Raw genomic sequence first — 15444 nt, forward strand, 5'->3', positions numbered from 1 at the left:
GTGTTTTAATCGATTTACAAAGATAGATAGTTTAAATCTATCGATTTGATAGGAAGATTTCATTTTATTTATTTATCTTCCATTGGTAAATTTAATTCCACAGCACGGCTGTAGAACGATGCCATCAGGCAAATGAATCGTTTGACTCAATGTATCGACCAACCAGGAGAATTGACCATGAGTGATGTTTCCATTTCTTTACCCCGTTTGAACGAGCGCGCACCTGAGTTTGACGCCCCCACAACCCACGGTCGTAAAACCCTCAAAGATTACGAAGGCAAGTGGCTGGTTTTGTTCTCACACCCTGCAGATTTTACCCCGGTTTGCTCCACTGAATTCATGGCGTTTGCCAAAGCCGCGCCTGATTTCAATGCGATCAACTGCGATTTGTTGGGCCTGTCGATTGACAGCAATTACTCTCACATTGCCTGGGAGCGCAACATCAAAGAGAAGTTTGGCGTGGAAATTACCTTCCCGATCATTGCCGATCTTTCGATGAACGTCGCCAGCATGTTCGGAATGGTGCACCCGGGCGCTTCGGATACTCAAGCGGTTCGTGCCACTTTTGTGATCGATCCAGAAGGTATCTTGCGTGCCATGCTTTATTACCCGATGAGTAACGGTCGTTCGATTCCGGAAATTCTTCGTCTGGTAAAAGCGTTGCAAACCTCAACCAAATATGGCGTAGCCACTCCTGAAGGCTGGCAGCCAGGCGACAAGGTCATCGTGCCACCACCAGCAACGGCACAAGAAGCCGAAGCGCGTGTGAATAGCGGTGAGTACGAATGTGTTGACTGGTACTTCTGCAAAAAGTCACTCTGATTTCATTCATGAGTGAAGTGTCGCAGCACGTAACGTGACGTAACGTAAAAAAGCCCGATCAATTCGGGCTTTCTTTTTTTGAAATAACTGAAACAAATTCAACTATTTATTCTGCTGACCTTTAATTGGTTGTCCGCCACCAAAGCTGCCGGCTTCCACATGTGCCAGAATTTCCCTTAACTGTGCCTCAGAGCGCTGACCTGAAAAATAGAAGGGTTTGCCATCATCGGCTTGAAACACCACAACGGGGATGCCATACAAATTCTGTCCCTGCAAAATCGAAAGGTTTTCAACCAGGATGGTTTGCGATGCTGCATCCACTTGTTTTGCCGGTAGGATGCCGCCACCGGTATCCGAATTGAGAAACCCATAATTCTTCTCATTGGTCATAAAAGCCTTCAGCGGATCGGGTGCCTGAATGATAGCTCCCGCCTTGGCCGTCGAATTGCTACCCAGCATGCCCAACGGTATCCAGCGAAATTGCAGATCGGGACTGTCTTTACGAATCTTCATCAACGAATCGAACACGTGATGACAATACGGGCAGTTTGGATCAAAAAATAGATAAACAATCTTTGATCCGGTGCCATCTTGTATCCAGCTGGAATCGGCAAGATCGTTCATCAGATTTTGGGCAACCACTCGATCTTGCGCCGCGGTTGCCGTTTGCGCATATATTGGCGCATTAAAAATGAACAATGTTAGGAGCATACTGGCCCAGAACGGGATTAGTCGCTGTTGTCTGGATCGGTGAAGGTGATGATCGAACATGAGATGGTCCCTTATTTAATTGCCTGCCTAACTACTTTAGACATTAAGCCTATTGAGTTCCAGGTTGTAATGATTCTGATGTTAAGGAACTTCTGATTAATTCAGAGGTTCCTTGCGGCACAAGGACGTGCCGCCATTTTCAATCACGTACGTGATTGAAAATGAAGCAAAGCAAAAGTCACGCCTTTTGCTTTGCGTGCTCTGAGGATTCCAGGATGGAATTATTCAGAGCTTCCTTAAGGTTTTTTGCTTAAATCGAGCTCGTCGTCATCCAGATTGGGGAGTGTGGTTGGTGTGGTCGCCTTTTCCTGCTGGCGGCTGATTTCTGCGTCCAGTAGCGCATCGATGTCATCCAGATCAAGGTTGAACTCCGTGTTATCTGGCGCATTTTCCGGAAGCTCAACAGCATCCAGATCTATTTGTTCTTCCGTGGTTTCGTGTTCTTCTGTGCCAACCTTTTCGACAGATTTAATCTCATCTGATTTTGGTTCGCTGCTAGTTTCTGCAAGATCAACAATCTTCGGTTCTTCCGGTTGTTTATCTGGAGCGGTTACAGTTTCCTTCGTGGATGCCGTTTGTTTTCCAATTTCTGTTTGGGCTGTGCTTGCAGTGGCGTCTGCAACTTGAGGTTCATTCTCAGGGGCCTTGGGAGCCGGCTTGGATTCCGGCTTGTGAACCGCCTTGGGTTCCGAAGATGACGCTGATACAGGATCGGTGGCAGGTGTTGTCGGAGTGGCTTTCACACTTTCGTCAGCCAAATTCTCTTCATCAAACACATCAATGCCACTGTCCATGCTGGCATCAGCCGCATCCGAGGCTTCCTTCTGATTCATGCCCTTATCAATGGATTGAAGATAAATCAGCGCACGCAAGATCTGTGGAACGCGATAATCGGCTTCGACACCGAATTTTCTCCCGTATTCACCAACAATGATGCTTACCGATTTCAATGCTTCAGCGAGTTGGGCCGACCGTTCTGCCTCGGTTTTCTGGCTGGCCGCGAGCTCGGTTTGTAACTGCTGAATTTGTGGTGCGTTTGCCGAATTGTCGGAAATGGGTTCAGCCGCTTGCTGCTGGCGGAATATGGCCGCAATTTGGTGTAGGTCGTTGTGTCGGATCGTCATGATTTGACGCACGGCATCGCGCAAATTTTCCGCAGACGGTTCGAGCCAGGGTTCCACCAGTTCGTTGACCACTTGAAGGCTACGCTGCTCGTAATCGTCAAGCTCATCGGGGGTCAGTGTCTTGCCGGTTGCCAGCGCTTGAACATGGGTATGAAAGGTTTCGGTGGCAGTTTCTGCCAAATCGTTCCGTTCATCGAGAAGCGCTCGGGCCGCATTGATCCGTTTGCGGCGACCAAGCCAACTGAGTAAACCAATGCCCAGAGCAAAAAACAATAAAACGACAGCAGCCTCCGTTGCCAGAATAGCCCAGTGTTGTGTGAACACAGCGTGTGTCGCGGCTGTCGTGGTTGGCGTTGTCATACTGATTGTGCCTCTTCAAGCAGTTGGCGGTGTGTACGTTTCACTTTTCGTTTCCAAAGCCATGTCCCCAGTCCGATCAGGAGCAGCGCCACGGCATTGATAACGATGATGAGCATCCAGTTGATCCTACCCGAAGCACCCTCTTGCGCCTGTTGGACAGGTTCTGCCTGCTTGGGTTGTGGCATGGGGTGAGATAGCGCGGGTAGCTTGAATGGTTCAAGCACCAGATCGATGTCTCTGTGCGTCGTCAGTTTTGCTTTAAGCACAGCGTTCAGCACACAGTCTGCCGTCGTCTCATCGGGCGCAGGGAACATCATGCTGGTGTCGGTTAAATGCCATTCGATGGGTATGGGCGCGCCATATTTATTTGAATCGGGTTTATTTGCATCGGGCTTATTTGAATGGGGCCGTTCGCATTGCCATTGTCCGATTAATTTGGCCGTATTAGGTTCAAGTACCGTGGGATCCTGAGTGACTTGAATCTGACGCAGGGTCTTTTTGACGGGTTGGGCGGGGTGTCCATCCGGGCTATTCGAAGATTCGGCTGGTGATACTTCGACTACGGATGAAACGAGTTTGAGTTGCACTGGTGGCAACGGTGCCATAGCAAAATTCTGGCGCCAATCACGTTGGAAGGTCGGGCTGCTTGCCGTGGCGACCAGGCTGTAAATACCCGCAGGATCAATCAGATGGAGCTGATAGTTGAATTTTCCATCACCGCCGATAATGTCCGGGTCTGCGCCCTGATCATTAAGTTTGATCGACTGAATCAGTTCGCTTCCTTTTTGTTCATCGATCGTTGCGTTGATTGTCTGCGTTAATGCGGCCTTGGTGATCGGTTGATCATGATTGGTCAGCATCAGCGCGCCATCGATCCGTTCCCCCGGGTAGATACGCGTCGGCAAGGGCGTCAGGTGAAGTTTGAGATCAGTGATGATCAGCGCTCGGTTGTCCGGATCGAGTCCGCCGATTATCTGCCACGCTCCAGCCGGCGGATTTTCGATGGTAACCAGATCACGGCCGCCACTGTCATCCCAACGCCAACCCATTTTGGACCTGCTGCCTTGGGCGTCAACGATTTGACCATCGGGTAGCTTGAGTTTTGTCTGGTTTTCCGGTTTGTCTCGGAACGCGAGGATGGTCAGTTCTTTGACGGCACGATCAACCAGGAACTTGTTGTCTTTCAGTGGAAGGCCGTCACGTGGGGCAGCCGCTTCGAATATCTTGAGAAAAGCGCGTTGCAATGCGTCGGCCGAGTCGGCTTCGACAAAAATGCCGCCCGTGTCGGCTGCAATCTGGGAAAGCAGCTTACTGTCGGCATCTTTGGACAAGGCGATCGTGTGCACGCGAATATGTTCGGCCCTGAGTTGCGGCACGAGTTTCTGCAAAAGTTCTTCTTGGGCTCGAACATTAATGGCTTTTTCCGGTGATATATCAACCATGCCATCGGACAACAACAGAATGTTACGGTCCGTGCCATCGTTCCAGGTGGCGGCAGCCGCGGCTAGGGCAGCAGGAATATCGGTGAAGGGTTCGTTGGATCGTATTTTTTTGGCGGTTTGACGGACGCGTTCCTTTACTTTTGGATCAGCACCGGCCGTTTTTAACATAAGGCTGACTTTGTCACCGAAAAACCAGATGCCAATTTGCGCAGAGGGAGGCAGCAAATCACCCAGTAAGCGCAAGGCGGGGCGTCTTAGATTGTTTGGGTCGGTTTGCTTCATGCTGCCGGAAACGTCGATTAACACATGAAGTTCCGGAGGCGTTGCTGCCTGTGCGGGTACGAAAGCCAGCCCGGTAATCAGCAGAATAAGTAGCCCGCAAATGGTGGATGCATGCATTCTGATGAGCGGGCTTGTCGGTGGTACTGGCATCCTTACCTCGATCTGATTGATAATACCCGCACATTTTACTCTCAAAACCAAAGGTCGTATGGCGCAATATATCTTCACCATGAATGGGGTCGGCAAACTCGTCCCTCCGAAAAAATTTATTCTCAAAGACATTTACCTTAATTTCTTCCCGGGCGCCAAAATCGGCGTATTGGGTTACAACGGTGCGGGCAAGTCTACATTGCTCCGCATCATGGCCGGTGTCGATCAGGACATCGTTGGTGAAGCGCGCCCTCAACCCGGTATTCAAATCGGCTATCTCAAGCAGGAGCCTGACCTTGACCCCGCCAAGGACGTGCGTGGCAATGTCATGGACGGCGCGGGTGAAACAGCGCGTTTGCTTGAACGCTTCAATGAAGTAAGCAATGAGTTTGCCAACCCGGACGCCGACTTTGATGCATTACTGGCTGAACAGGCCGAATTGCAGGACAAAATCGATGCTGCCGGTGGTTGGGATCTGGATCGTAAACTCGAGATCGCCGCCGATGCGCTGCGTCTGCCGCCTTGGGATGCAGATGTCGCGAAGCTTTCCGGCGGTGAACGCCGTCGCGTGGCGCTCTGCCGCTTGCTGCTTTCCAACCCGGATATGCTGATTCTCGATGAACCGACCAACCATCTGGATGCGGAATCCGTTGCCTGGCTTGAGCGCTTTTTGCAGGAGTTTAACGGGACTGTGGTTGCAGTAACCCACGATCGATACTTCCTCGATAACGTGGCCGGTTGGATTCTCGAACTTGACCGCGGTCAGGGCATCCCGTTCGAGGGTAACTACTCACAATGGCTCGATAGCAAGGAAAAGCGACTGGCACAGGAAGAGAAAACCGAATCGGCCAAGCGCAAGGCGATGGAGCAGGAGCTCGAATGGGTTCGGCAGAATCCCAAGGGGCGTCAGGCCAAATCCAAGGCGCGTCTGGCCCGGTTCGAAGAGCTCCAATCGGAAGAATTCCAGAAGCGCTCGGAAACCAACGAGATTTACATTCCGCCAGGACCTCGTTTGGGCGACAAGGTGATTGACGTCACCAATCTGTCCAAACAATTTGGTGACCGTGTGTTGTATCAAGGTTTGTCGTTCTCCGTGCCCAAGGGCGGGATCGTCGGCATCATCGGTCCCAATGGCGTGGGTAAATCAACGCTGTTCAAGATGCTGATTGGCGAGGAGAAACCGGATGACGGTGAAATCTCCATCGGAGAATCGGTACAAATTTCCTATGTGGCGCAGGGTCGCGAGGATCTTGAAAATAACAAGACCGTCTGGGAAGAGATTTCCGGCGGTTACGACAACATCACGGTCGGCAAATACGAGATGCCTTCGCGCGCTTATCTTGGCCGGTTTAATTTCAAAGGGCAGGATCAGCAAAAGTTCATGAAGGACTTGTCCGGCGGTGAGCGCAATCGCGTCCATCTGGCCAAGTTGCTCAAGTCCGGCGGCAACGTGCTCCTGCTTGATGAACCAACCAACGACCTCGATATCGAAACCTTGCGGGCGCTGGAGCAGGCGATCCTCGATTTCCCGGGTTCTGCGCTGGTCATTTCGCACGACCGTTGGTTCCTTGACAGAATCGCGACACACATCCTGGCATTCGAGGACGATGGCTCTGTGGTGTTCTTCCAGGGGAATTTCCAGGATTACGAAGCAGATCGACACAAGCGGTTGGGTTCGGATGCCGATCAACCCAAACGGATCAAATACACCCGATTGGCCTAAGCGTTTTTATGTTTTTGCCAAAAGAACCCAGCAGTGAATGACTGATTACTGGCGTCATTTAGCCGCCAGTTATAAAAAGGAGCTTGAAATGGTTAATCCTGCATTGGAACAGGCCATCATCAATAAAATCATGGAGAAGGGCATTGCGCTTCCCGTACTCCCGGATGTTGCTATCCGCTCAAGGCGTGTGGCGGAGCAACCGGACAGCACGATTCAGGATCTGGTAGATGTGGTCGCACAGGATCCAGCCATTGCCGCACGCCTGATTCAGGTTGCGAACAGCGCGATGTATCGGGGCGTACAGAAGATTGACGGGCTACATCAAGTCATAACACGCCTTGGCATGCGCACAGTCAGCCAGTTGATCGTATCGTTATCCACTCAACAGCTTTTCAAAGCCAATCATGCAGTTATCAAGAAGGCGATGCAGGAGCATTGGTCATTCTCTGCCCAGATTGCGGCTTTAGCACACCGTATTGCCAGGGAATACACCAAGCTTGATGTCGATCAGGCATTGCTGGCCGGATTGCTTCACGGCGTAGGGGGAATCCCGGTGATTGTGGTCGCTGAAGATATTCCCAAGTTACAGGAGGCACCGGCTCTGTTAAACGAACTGGTGATGAACCTGCAACCACGGCTGGGCGCCAAGATTGTCCAGGCCTGGGATTTCCCGCCGATGTATGAAGACGTGGTGCGAGAAGCGAATAACCTCAACTATACGCACGAGGGACCTGCCAATCATGCCGATGTGGTTATCGCGGCGATCGCTCAAGCGAAAGGTTTGACGGAAACACCGGATGGCAAGCCAATTCCTGCTGCTGAAAAATTGGGTCTCGATTTGAGCGTGAGCCTGATTGACCAGGAAATTGACGATGCAATTCGAGCGCTTAGTGCGGGTTTCTAATCTTTGTTATTAAGAAATTCATGCGCCTTGACTGCAAGATCAGGATGGAGTTGTCTTTGTAAATCCGGATGCAGGGCGTTTCCGGATTTGCTGAACAGGCTCACTGTCCAACTGGGAACGGTGGTTTCTTGAGGTCTCCCCAGGTGATCGAGGCGAATTTCTTCCTGTGATTCGGAGCTGCTCATGACCAGTGAGGGCGGATCTTCTAAGATATCAATCACCGTTCCGCGGCGGTGGTCAATCGTCAGCGTGCTACCGATCAGGGGTTCCAGCAGTTGAATCAAGGATGTGGGCATAGGGCACCTTCTGCTTTTCCGTTTGGCTGTAATAGTCTTATGAACTTCGGTTAGCATAACCTGCCCGATCATATCATTAACCAATCAGGATGAAGATGCAGTACGAATTACTGAATATAGAACCTTTGTACCGTGGTTTTTTTGCGTTGAACCGCTATCGTCTTCGCTTCGAGCGTTATGACGGTGGCTGGTCACCTGAAATCAGTCGGGAGATATTCGAGCGTGGTCACGCTGTGGCTGTTCTGCCCTTTGATCCCAAACGACGTGAAGTCGTTTTAATCGAACAGTTCAGGCCCGGTGCATTCGAAGCGCCGAGTGGGCCTTGGCTGACCGAAATAGTTGCTGGCATGATCGAGCCCAATGAAACTGTTGAATCGGTCGCACGCCGAGAAATGGCAGAAGAAGCAGGTCTTGAACCCCTGAAACTGATACCGATTACGCGCTATTGGGTCAGCCCAGGCGGCACCACGGAGAGCATCTATTTGTTTCTTGCCCTGATCGATGCGGCTCCGACCGATACGTTTTTTGGCTTGCCCGAAGAGCATGAAGACATCAAGTTGCATACCATGTCGTTGGATGAAGCATTGGCTCGAGTTGATTCCGGGATCATCTGTTCAGCGGCTCCGATCATTGCTTTGCAATGGCTGGAGCGACATCTGCCGCAATTTGTTGGCGGTTAACACGTGCCTATTTTTGGCGCATAAATGCCATCACGGTTGTTTTATTTTTCAACCTATTGTTTATTAATTGGTTATTTGTGTTTTTTTGAATATTGCCCTGCAATAAAGTAGTGCAAATATTGGGTTTTTCCTTGTAGGGTGAGAATCATTTGCGCCTATCAAAGTAAAACCAGACAATCAGATTAACCAAGGAAGATGGGGATGCACAGATTGCTCCAATGCCGTTTTTTGGCACAGGTGATTGCTTTGGCGATCACACAGAGGCGCGATCGATATTCTGACCTTTCTTTTACAGGTCGCCCATGATGTGGGTCGTTGACGCGGCTCTAATCAAAGGCTCCTGACTTTTTTGAAATACATTTGAATTTGAGGAAACTACCATGCTCGAAGCCTATCGCAGTCATCAACACGAACGTGCCCAGCAGGGAATTCCACCCAAAGCTCTCAATGCGGTGCAAACCGCGGCGTTGATCGAGCTGATCAAGAGACCGCCAGCGGGAGAAGACACAGCGTTTCTAATGCATCTGTTGACCGATTGCGTTCCGCCGGGCGTCGATGAGGCAGCCTATGTTAAGGCGGCGTTTCTGGCCGATGTCGCTAACGGTAAGGCCCATTCACCGTTGATTGACCGAGTGCAAGCAGTCAAATGGCTCGGCACCATGATTGGCGGGTACAACATCGATCCACTCGTGGCGATGCTGGACGATGATGTGGTGGGCGACGCAGCGGTGGCGGCACTTAAAGGCACCGTATTGATCTACGATGCTTTTCGAGATGTGGAAGATAAAATGCGGGCGGGCAATGAGCGCGCCAAAGCGGTGATTGAATCTTGGGCGGCTGCCGAATGGTTCTTGAATAAGCCCGAATTGGCCGAAGAACTCACCGTGACGGTCTTCAAAGTACCGGGCGAAACCAACACCGACGATCTCTCGCCTGCGCAGGAGGCATGGAGTCGGCCGGATATCCCCTTGCATGCGCTCGCAATGCTCAACAGCAAAATGGCCGATGGCCTGAGCAATATCGTCACTTTGAAAGAAAAAGGCCATCCGGTCGCTTATGTGGGCGATGTGGTCGGCACGGGTTCCTCGCGCAAATCGGCCATCAATTCCGTGCAATGGGCGATGGGCCGCGACATTCCGCATGTGCCCAACAAGCGCACCGGCGGTGTGGTTCTGGGCAGTAAGATCGCGCCGATTTTCTTCAATACGGCTGAAGATTCGGGCGCCTTGCCGATTGAAGTAAATGTGGATCAGCTGGAAACCGGGGATGTCGTCACCATTCGTCCCTATGCCGGTGAGTTGCTCAAAGATGGTAAGGTCATCGAGACCTTCCAACTCAAACCCACCACACTCGCCGATGAAGTGCGGGCCGGTGGCCGAATTATGTTGATTATTGGCCGCGCCTTGACTGATCGGGCGCGTGATGCCCTCAATTTACCCGCCTTTGAGGTTTTCCGTCGCCCGGTTCAACCGCAAGATACCGGCAAAGGGTTTACCTTAGCGCAGAAAATGGTTGGCCGCGCTTGCGGCGTTGAAGGCGTGCGTCCCGGCACGTACTGCGAGCCGCGCATGGCCACGGTGGGTAGCCAAGATACTACCGGCGCGATGACTCGTGACGAGCTCAAAGAATTGGCCTGCCTCGGTTTTTCAGCAGATTTGGTCATGCAATCGTTCTGCCATACAGCCGCGTACCCCAAGCCGGTGGATATCGAACTTCAGCATGAACTGCCGCAATTTATCAGCACCCGGGGCGGTGTTTCCCTGCGCCCCGGCGATGGCGTCATTCACAGCTGGCTTAACCGCATGATTCTGCCCGATACCGTTGGCACCGGCGGCGATTCACACACCCGTTTCCCCATCGGTATTTCCTTCCCGGCGGGCTCGGGGCTTGTGGCTTTCGCTGCCGCCTTGGGCGTCATGCCGCTGGATATGCCCGAATCCGTTCTGGTTCGTTTCAAGGGTGAGATGCAGCCGGGCATTACCCTGCGTGATCTGGTGAATGCCATTCCCTATGTTGCGATTCAGCGCGGTTTGATGACGGTGGAGAAAAAAGGCAAGAAAAACGTCTTTAATGGCCGCGTGCTTGAAATTGAAGGATTGCCTAATCTTAAAGTTGAGCAAGCCTTCGAATTTGCTGATGCCTCTGCCGAACGCTCGGCCAACGGTTGTACCGTCCGGCTCGGTAAAGCACCCATCATTGAGTTTTTAACCAGCAACATCACCTTGTTGCAGTGGATGATCGCCAATGATTATGAGGATAAACGGACTTTGGCGCGTCGAATCGAGGCGATGGAGCAGTGGCTTGCTCGTCCTGAATTGCTCGAACCCGATGCGGATGCCGAATACGCCGAAATCATCGAAATCGATCTGGCAACCATCACCGAGCCCTTGCTGGCTTGCCCGAACGATCCGGACGACATCAAACCCTTGTCGGCAGTGCAGGGCACGCCCATCGACGAGGTGTTTATCGGTTCGTGCATGACCAATATCGGCCATTACCGTGCGGCCGGAAAAGTGCTGGAAGCCAATGGCGGCTCGGTGCCCACGCGGCTTTGGATTGCGCCGCCCACCCGCATGGATGAGCACCAGCTCACTGAAGAAGGTTATTACAGCATTTTCGGGAAAGCCGGTGCCCGCGTCGAAATGCCGGGTTGTTCTTTGTGCATGGGCAATCAGGCGCGCGTGGCCGATGGCGCTACGGTGGTTTCCACCTCCACGCGCAACTTCCCGAACCGCATGGGCAAAGATGCCAATGTCTATCTCGCTTCGGCCGAGCTATCAGCAGTGGCCGCCTTGCTCGGCCGCTTGCCGACCAACGAGGAATATCAGGCGCAGGTCGCCGGCCTCAAACCCTTGGCCGACGATATTTATCGCTATCTCAATTTCAACGAGATCGCGGAATATCAGCAAGAGGCCATTAAAGGTTTGCAGATGATCAAGGATATTCCGGTGATTGTGGTCTAAGTCTTCACTAGTTCAGGCACGACACAATAACCCGAATCGAAAGTTTTGGGTTATTTTTTAGGGATAAGATTAGTGTTTGAAGTGACGATCAAAAAGGATGTGCTGTCATGTGGTTTGCTTTTGGATTTATAACCGTTTCAGGTTTTTTCATTTATTTTTCGCAAAAAAAAATTAACGCAAGATGGAAAGGTAAACTTGCATCCTCAAATGGAGTTCCATATCAATTTGATATAACAAAAACAAAAATAAAATCAACTGCTTTTATAAGAATCGGGATAGATGCTAAAGATGGGTATGATTTTCTTTTCAAGGAAGAATCATGGATTGATAGAATTTTCAAATATATAGGCCTGTCTGTTGAGTATCAAGTTGATGATAAAGAATTTGATGATCTTATATATGTGGCATCCGATAACGCTTTTTTTCATCAGCAAATTACTGACAAGATTGAAATCACAGATGCAGTTGTACAAATATCTAAAATTGTTGCCACTTTTAATTGCTCATTGAAAGAAATAAGATCCCAAGGTGGGCAACTCTGGGTCAGAGTTAAAACAAAAGAAGGTTTTGAAAAAAATAATTCCAATTCACTATATTCAGAGGTTGTCAGCCAACTATCAAAAATATCTGATGCACTCGTGGAACTACCTGAAAATCCTCATGAATTCTTGAAAGATCCTTTTGTATTTAAGGCTGCGCTAATTCTTGCCTTGAGTACTGCGCTGTTTGTTAACGGAATGATTCAACTACTCCGCATTGAAGTGATAGAAGTTCCATTTACCATTGATGTGTCAAATCTGGCATTGGATTCTGTTCTGATTGGGTCAATAATTATTTTAATCCTAATTGCTTCATCGGTATTGCTGCTGAGGCGCAGCGCTAGAGCACATTTGATTATAATTGAACTTATCTTGGTTGGTTATTTGGGGGCCGTATCTACTTCCTTTGCGGAACTTCGTGATATAAATATGGAGCTAGACAACTCAAAAGGTACTCCACATCAAGTAAATATTTTGAACAAAACATCAACAAGAGGGCGAAGTTCGAGCAGTTATTATGTTTATGTCCCTAATTGGAATGGTAAATCAGGGAGCATAAAAGTAGAGGTATCCAGTGGACTCTATAACAATGTGTCAGTTGGTAATCAGCTACTTTTTGTCCAAAAAAAAGGCTATTTGAGCTATAGGTGGGTAGAAAGTATTGAAAAAATAGAATAGCTAAATTCTACGTTTCAAATTATCAATACACCGCGTCGTGATAAACGCTCTGCACATCTTCCACATCGTTGAGCATATCCAGCAATTTATCCATGGTGGCTACATCGTCACCGCTAATCGGCGTTGATGTCTTGGGTACGAACTGGATTTCGTCCACATCGAAGTCGATCTCGCCAAAAGCTGTGATCAGCGCCTGACGAGCCTTGTTGTATTCCGTGTTGGGCACGAACACAGTCACTTTGCCGTCTTCACTTTCGATATCGGTGACATCGACATCGTCCATCAGCAGGGCTTCGAGCACAGCATCTTCTTCGCCGCTAAATGAAAAAATGGCGGCATGATCAAACTGGTGCATCACCGTGCCGGGCGTGCCGAGTTTGGTTTTGGTTTTGGTGAAGCAGTTGCGCACGTCGCCGATGGTGCGATTGGGGTTGTCGGTCAAGCAATCGACCAGAACCACCACGCCACCGGGGCCAAAACCCTCATAGCGTGCGGGGCTGTAATCCTCACCGAAACCGCCCTTGGCTTTTTCAATGGCCTTTTCGATGACGTGGGCAGGCACCTGATCCTTTTTTGCACGTTCGATCATGCTGCGCAGTGCCAGATTGCCGTTTGGATCAGTGCCACCGGATTTGGCGACGACGTAAATCTCGCGGCCATACTTGCTGTATACCTTGGCTTTGGCATCGGCCGTTTTGGCCATGGATTCTTTGCGGTTCTGGTAGGCTCTGCCCATGAGGTTCTGCTCCGGAAAATCTTGAGCGCGGATTCTAACTCAAACCCACACCGTTGTTTAAATTGCAGGCGCTGGGTCATTGAACTCAATAACAAAGTACAGTCACAATGAACGAGTTTTATTTAGGGGAATTTCGAAAAACCCGTCATTCCCGCGTAGGCGGGAATTTAGCGCCTTGTTTTTTCTGGGTTCCCGCTTTCGCGGGAACGACGAATCACGGGTATTTCGAGGTGTCCTTGGGTTGGTCGGAGGGCGATGAAAATGGATGGGACGATGTATCTGAAAAAAATATGGTTGGTGCTGGCAGGCGGCATGATGGTCCTCTCTGCGCTACTCGTGTCGGGATGTGGTGCGGGCGGCACCGCGACCAATGCCGCTGCCGAGGCGCAAGCGGCCAAGGCAGCCAAGCAAGATTTAGATTCTGCCAAACGGCAGATTGATGCCGCCCAGAAGTTGCAGGATGAACGCCTCAAGCAAGCAGAGCAGCAATAGGGCACCCGAATGACTGAACATGAGAAGCCGTTCTGGCTGAGTAAACGTTTATCTGACATGTCAGCCGAAGAATGGGAGTCGCTCTGCGATGGTTGCGCGAAGTGCTGTCTACAGAAAATCTCCGATGATGACGATAGTGAAGGCACGGTGTTCTACACCGATCTGGCCTGCGATTTACTGGATTTGAACACCTGCCGTTGCGGTGACTATCAAAACCGACATGAAAAAGTGCCCACCTGTGTTTGGCTCAAACCCGAGGATCTGGATGAATTTCATTGGCTGCCGGCGACCTGTGCTTATCGTCGATTGGCTGAAGGGCGTGATTTGCCTGAATGGCATCCGTTGAAAACCGGTCGGGCTGATTCCGCTCGAACGGCGGGTTTTTCGGTGACGGAGCGAGCTCGGCACGTCGATGGGCTTAATGAGGACGACTGGCCAGAACATATTGTTGAGTGGCCTTTAGAAGAAAGCCCATAGATACATAGTCTTAGAGTGTGGCTGCGCTAAGATTCTTTGGAGGATTCAGTGTCGACAATGCGATGCTGTTCTGCCCACTGTCGAGTCCATTGTTTGAGCATCTCGTCAATGGTAGGGGGATTTGAAAAGGCACCTAAGCCAAGGTACGCAGCAGCTGCCATGAGATTTTCTCGCGCATGGCGATTATCCAATGCAGGCGCGTGATTGGTCTTGCTGAGTTTGAGCCCATTGCTTCCCAGCACAAGCGGCAGGTGTCCGTACACCGGCTGTGGTGAATCCGGGAACAAAGCGCTATGCAGGGCGATGTGGAGTGGCGTGAGTGCGGCGAGGTCGGCACCGCGCACCACGTGGGTGATGCCCATTGTTTGGTTGTCGACGACTTCGGCCAGATGATAGGCAAAAACATCGTCTGACCGTCGCAAAATCGGGTCACCGATGGTTGTGGATAATGATTGTTCCATCTGCCCCAGAAAGCGGTCGGTGTATTGGATGGACTCGGTGGGCACGATAAATCGTATTCCTGCCACTTCGTGTTCCGCAACAGGGCGTTTCCGGCATGTGCCCGGATAAATGGGGCCTGCGGGCCCTTCACTGGCCAGCCCCGTTTGCATCGCATCGCGGAGCTGTTTGCGCGTACAGCGGCAACGGTAGGTGAGGGCGTTATCCGCCAACCGGTTCAATGCCTCGGTATAGCGCTCATGCCTGGTTCGTTGCTGGATAATTTCTCCATCGGGCACCAGCCCATGTGCCAAGAGTTGGGTGATGATCTGCTCGGTTGTTTCCGGCAGACATCGTTGTTCGTCCAGGTCATCAATTCGCACTTTCCATAACCCGTTGTGCGCACGCGCATCAATATAACTGCCGAGCGCGGCTACCAGAGAACCCAGGTGCAAGGCGCCCGAAGGCGTCGGTGCAAATCGACCGACATAAGTTTGGGTCGTTTTGGTGGCGGGGTGTCGTTTCGTTCTGTCCATTATCTCGTTACTATGGTCTCAGGTCGTTCAA

At 50.9% G+C, this 15444-nt stretch carries 14 protein-coding genes; 8 read left to right on the plus strand and 6 right to left on the minus strand.

Features of this window, described 5'->3' with window-relative positions; translation table 11 throughout:
- Positions 1–177: 177 nt before the first annotated feature.
- Entirely contained in the window at positions 178–822 is a 645-nt protein-coding gene (locus tag HNEAP_RS05310; protein WP_012823928.1) for a peroxiredoxin, read from the plus strand.
- Positions 823–924: 102 nt separating this feature from the next.
- Here the strand turns inward: HNEAP_RS05310 and HNEAP_RS05315 are convergent, their stop codons facing one another.
- From HNEAP_RS05315 to HNEAP_RS12230, 3 genes are all read right to left on the minus strand, one after another.
- The gene (locus HNEAP_RS05315) at positions 925–1446 is read right to left on the minus strand and encodes a thioredoxin fold domain-containing protein (RefSeq protein WP_166635983.1); all 522 of its coding nucleotides are present in this window, start codon (positions 1444–1446) and stop codon (positions 925–927) included.
- A gap of 383 nt (positions 1447–1829) precedes the next feature.
- Positions 1830–3077 carry a hypothetical protein gene (locus HNEAP_RS05320; RefSeq protein WP_012823930.1) on the minus strand — a complete coding sequence of 416 codons (1248 nt, stop codon included), beginning with the start codon at positions 3075–3077 and terminating at the stop codon, positions 1830–1832.
- Positions 3074–4951 carry a VWA domain-containing protein gene (locus HNEAP_RS12230; RefSeq protein WP_012823931.1) on the minus strand — a complete coding sequence of 626 codons (1878 nt, stop codon included), beginning with the start codon at positions 4949–4951 and terminating at the stop codon, positions 3074–3076. The genes HNEAP_RS05320 and HNEAP_RS12230 overlap by 4 nt, the downstream gene beginning before the upstream one ends.
- 58 nt (positions 4952–5009) lie before the next feature.
- Here HNEAP_RS12230 and ettA point away from each other — a divergent pair, with 58 nt between their 5' ends.
- Both ettA and HNEAP_RS05335 read left to right on the plus strand, forming a co-directional pair.
- Entirely contained in the window at positions 5010–6674 is a 1665-nt protein-coding gene (gene ettA, locus HNEAP_RS05330; RefSeq protein WP_012823932.1) for an energy-dependent translational throttle protein EttA, read from the plus strand.
- Between the two features lie 88 nt (positions 6675–6762).
- On the plus strand, positions 6763–7578 hold the full coding sequence (locus tag HNEAP_RS05335; protein WP_012823933.1) for an HDOD domain-containing protein: 816 nt from the start codon (positions 6763–6765) through the stop codon (positions 7576–7578).
- On the opposite strand, the gene HNEAP_RS05340 is transcribed toward HNEAP_RS05335, so the two are convergent.
- Entirely contained in the window at positions 7575–7874 is a 300-nt protein-coding gene (locus HNEAP_RS05340; RefSeq protein ID WP_012823934.1) for a hypothetical protein, read from the minus strand. The genes HNEAP_RS05335 and HNEAP_RS05340 overlap by 4 nt on opposite strands.
- A gap of 95 nt (positions 7875–7969) precedes the next feature.
- Here HNEAP_RS05340 and HNEAP_RS05345 point away from each other — a divergent pair, with 95 nt between their 5' ends.
- The 3 genes from HNEAP_RS05345 to HNEAP_RS05355 all read left to right on the plus strand — a co-directional run bounded on the left by HNEAP_RS05345 (position 7970) and on the right by HNEAP_RS05355 (position 12734).
- Positions 7970–8554 (plus strand): NUDIX domain-containing protein, encoded by a 585-nt coding sequence (locus HNEAP_RS05345; protein WP_012823935.1) that lies wholly within the window; start codon positions 7970–7972, stop codon positions 8552–8554.
- A gap of 380 nt (positions 8555–8934) precedes the next feature.
- Entirely contained in the window at positions 8935–11517 is a 2583-nt protein-coding gene (acnB, locus tag HNEAP_RS05350; protein ID WP_012823936.1) for a bifunctional aconitate hydratase 2/2-methylisocitrate dehydratase, read from the plus strand.
- Positions 11518–11624: 107 nt separating this feature from the next.
- Positions 11625–12734 (plus strand): hypothetical protein, encoded by a 1110-nt coding sequence (locus HNEAP_RS05355; protein ID WP_012823937.1) that lies wholly within the window; start codon positions 11625–11627, stop codon positions 12732–12734.
- Positions 12735–12756: 22 nt separating this feature from the next.
- On the opposite strand, the gene HNEAP_RS05360 is transcribed toward HNEAP_RS05355, so the two are convergent.
- Positions 12757–13470, minus strand: coding sequence for a YebC/PmpR family DNA-binding transcriptional regulator (locus HNEAP_RS05360; protein WP_012823938.1), 714 nt, complete (start codon positions 13468–13470; stop codon positions 12757–12759).
- A 273-nt stretch (positions 13471–13743) separates the two neighbouring features.
- Between HNEAP_RS05360 and HNEAP_RS05365 the strand changes: the two genes are divergently transcribed.
- Entirely contained in the window at positions 13744–13962 is a 219-nt protein-coding gene (locus HNEAP_RS05365) for a hypothetical protein (RefSeq protein WP_041600378.1), read from the plus strand.
- 9 nt (positions 13963–13971) lie between these two features.
- Entirely contained in the window at positions 13972–14439 is a 468-nt protein-coding gene (locus HNEAP_RS05370; protein ID WP_012823940.1) for a YcgN family cysteine cluster protein, read from the plus strand.
- 26 nt (positions 14440–14465) lie between these two features.
- On the opposite strand, the gene gluQRS is transcribed toward HNEAP_RS05370, so the two are convergent.
- Entirely contained in the window at positions 14466–15413 is a 948-nt protein-coding gene (gene gluQRS / locus HNEAP_RS05375) for a tRNA glutamyl-Q(34) synthetase GluQRS (RefSeq protein WP_012823941.1), read from the minus strand.
- Between the last annotated feature and the right edge of the window lie 31 nt (positions 15414–15444).

The sequence above is a fragment of the Halothiobacillus neapolitanus c2 genome (assembly GCF_000024765.1).
Taxonomy (GTDB): domain Bacteria; phylum Pseudomonadota; class Gammaproteobacteria; order Halothiobacillales; family Halothiobacillaceae; genus Halothiobacillus; species Halothiobacillus neapolitanus.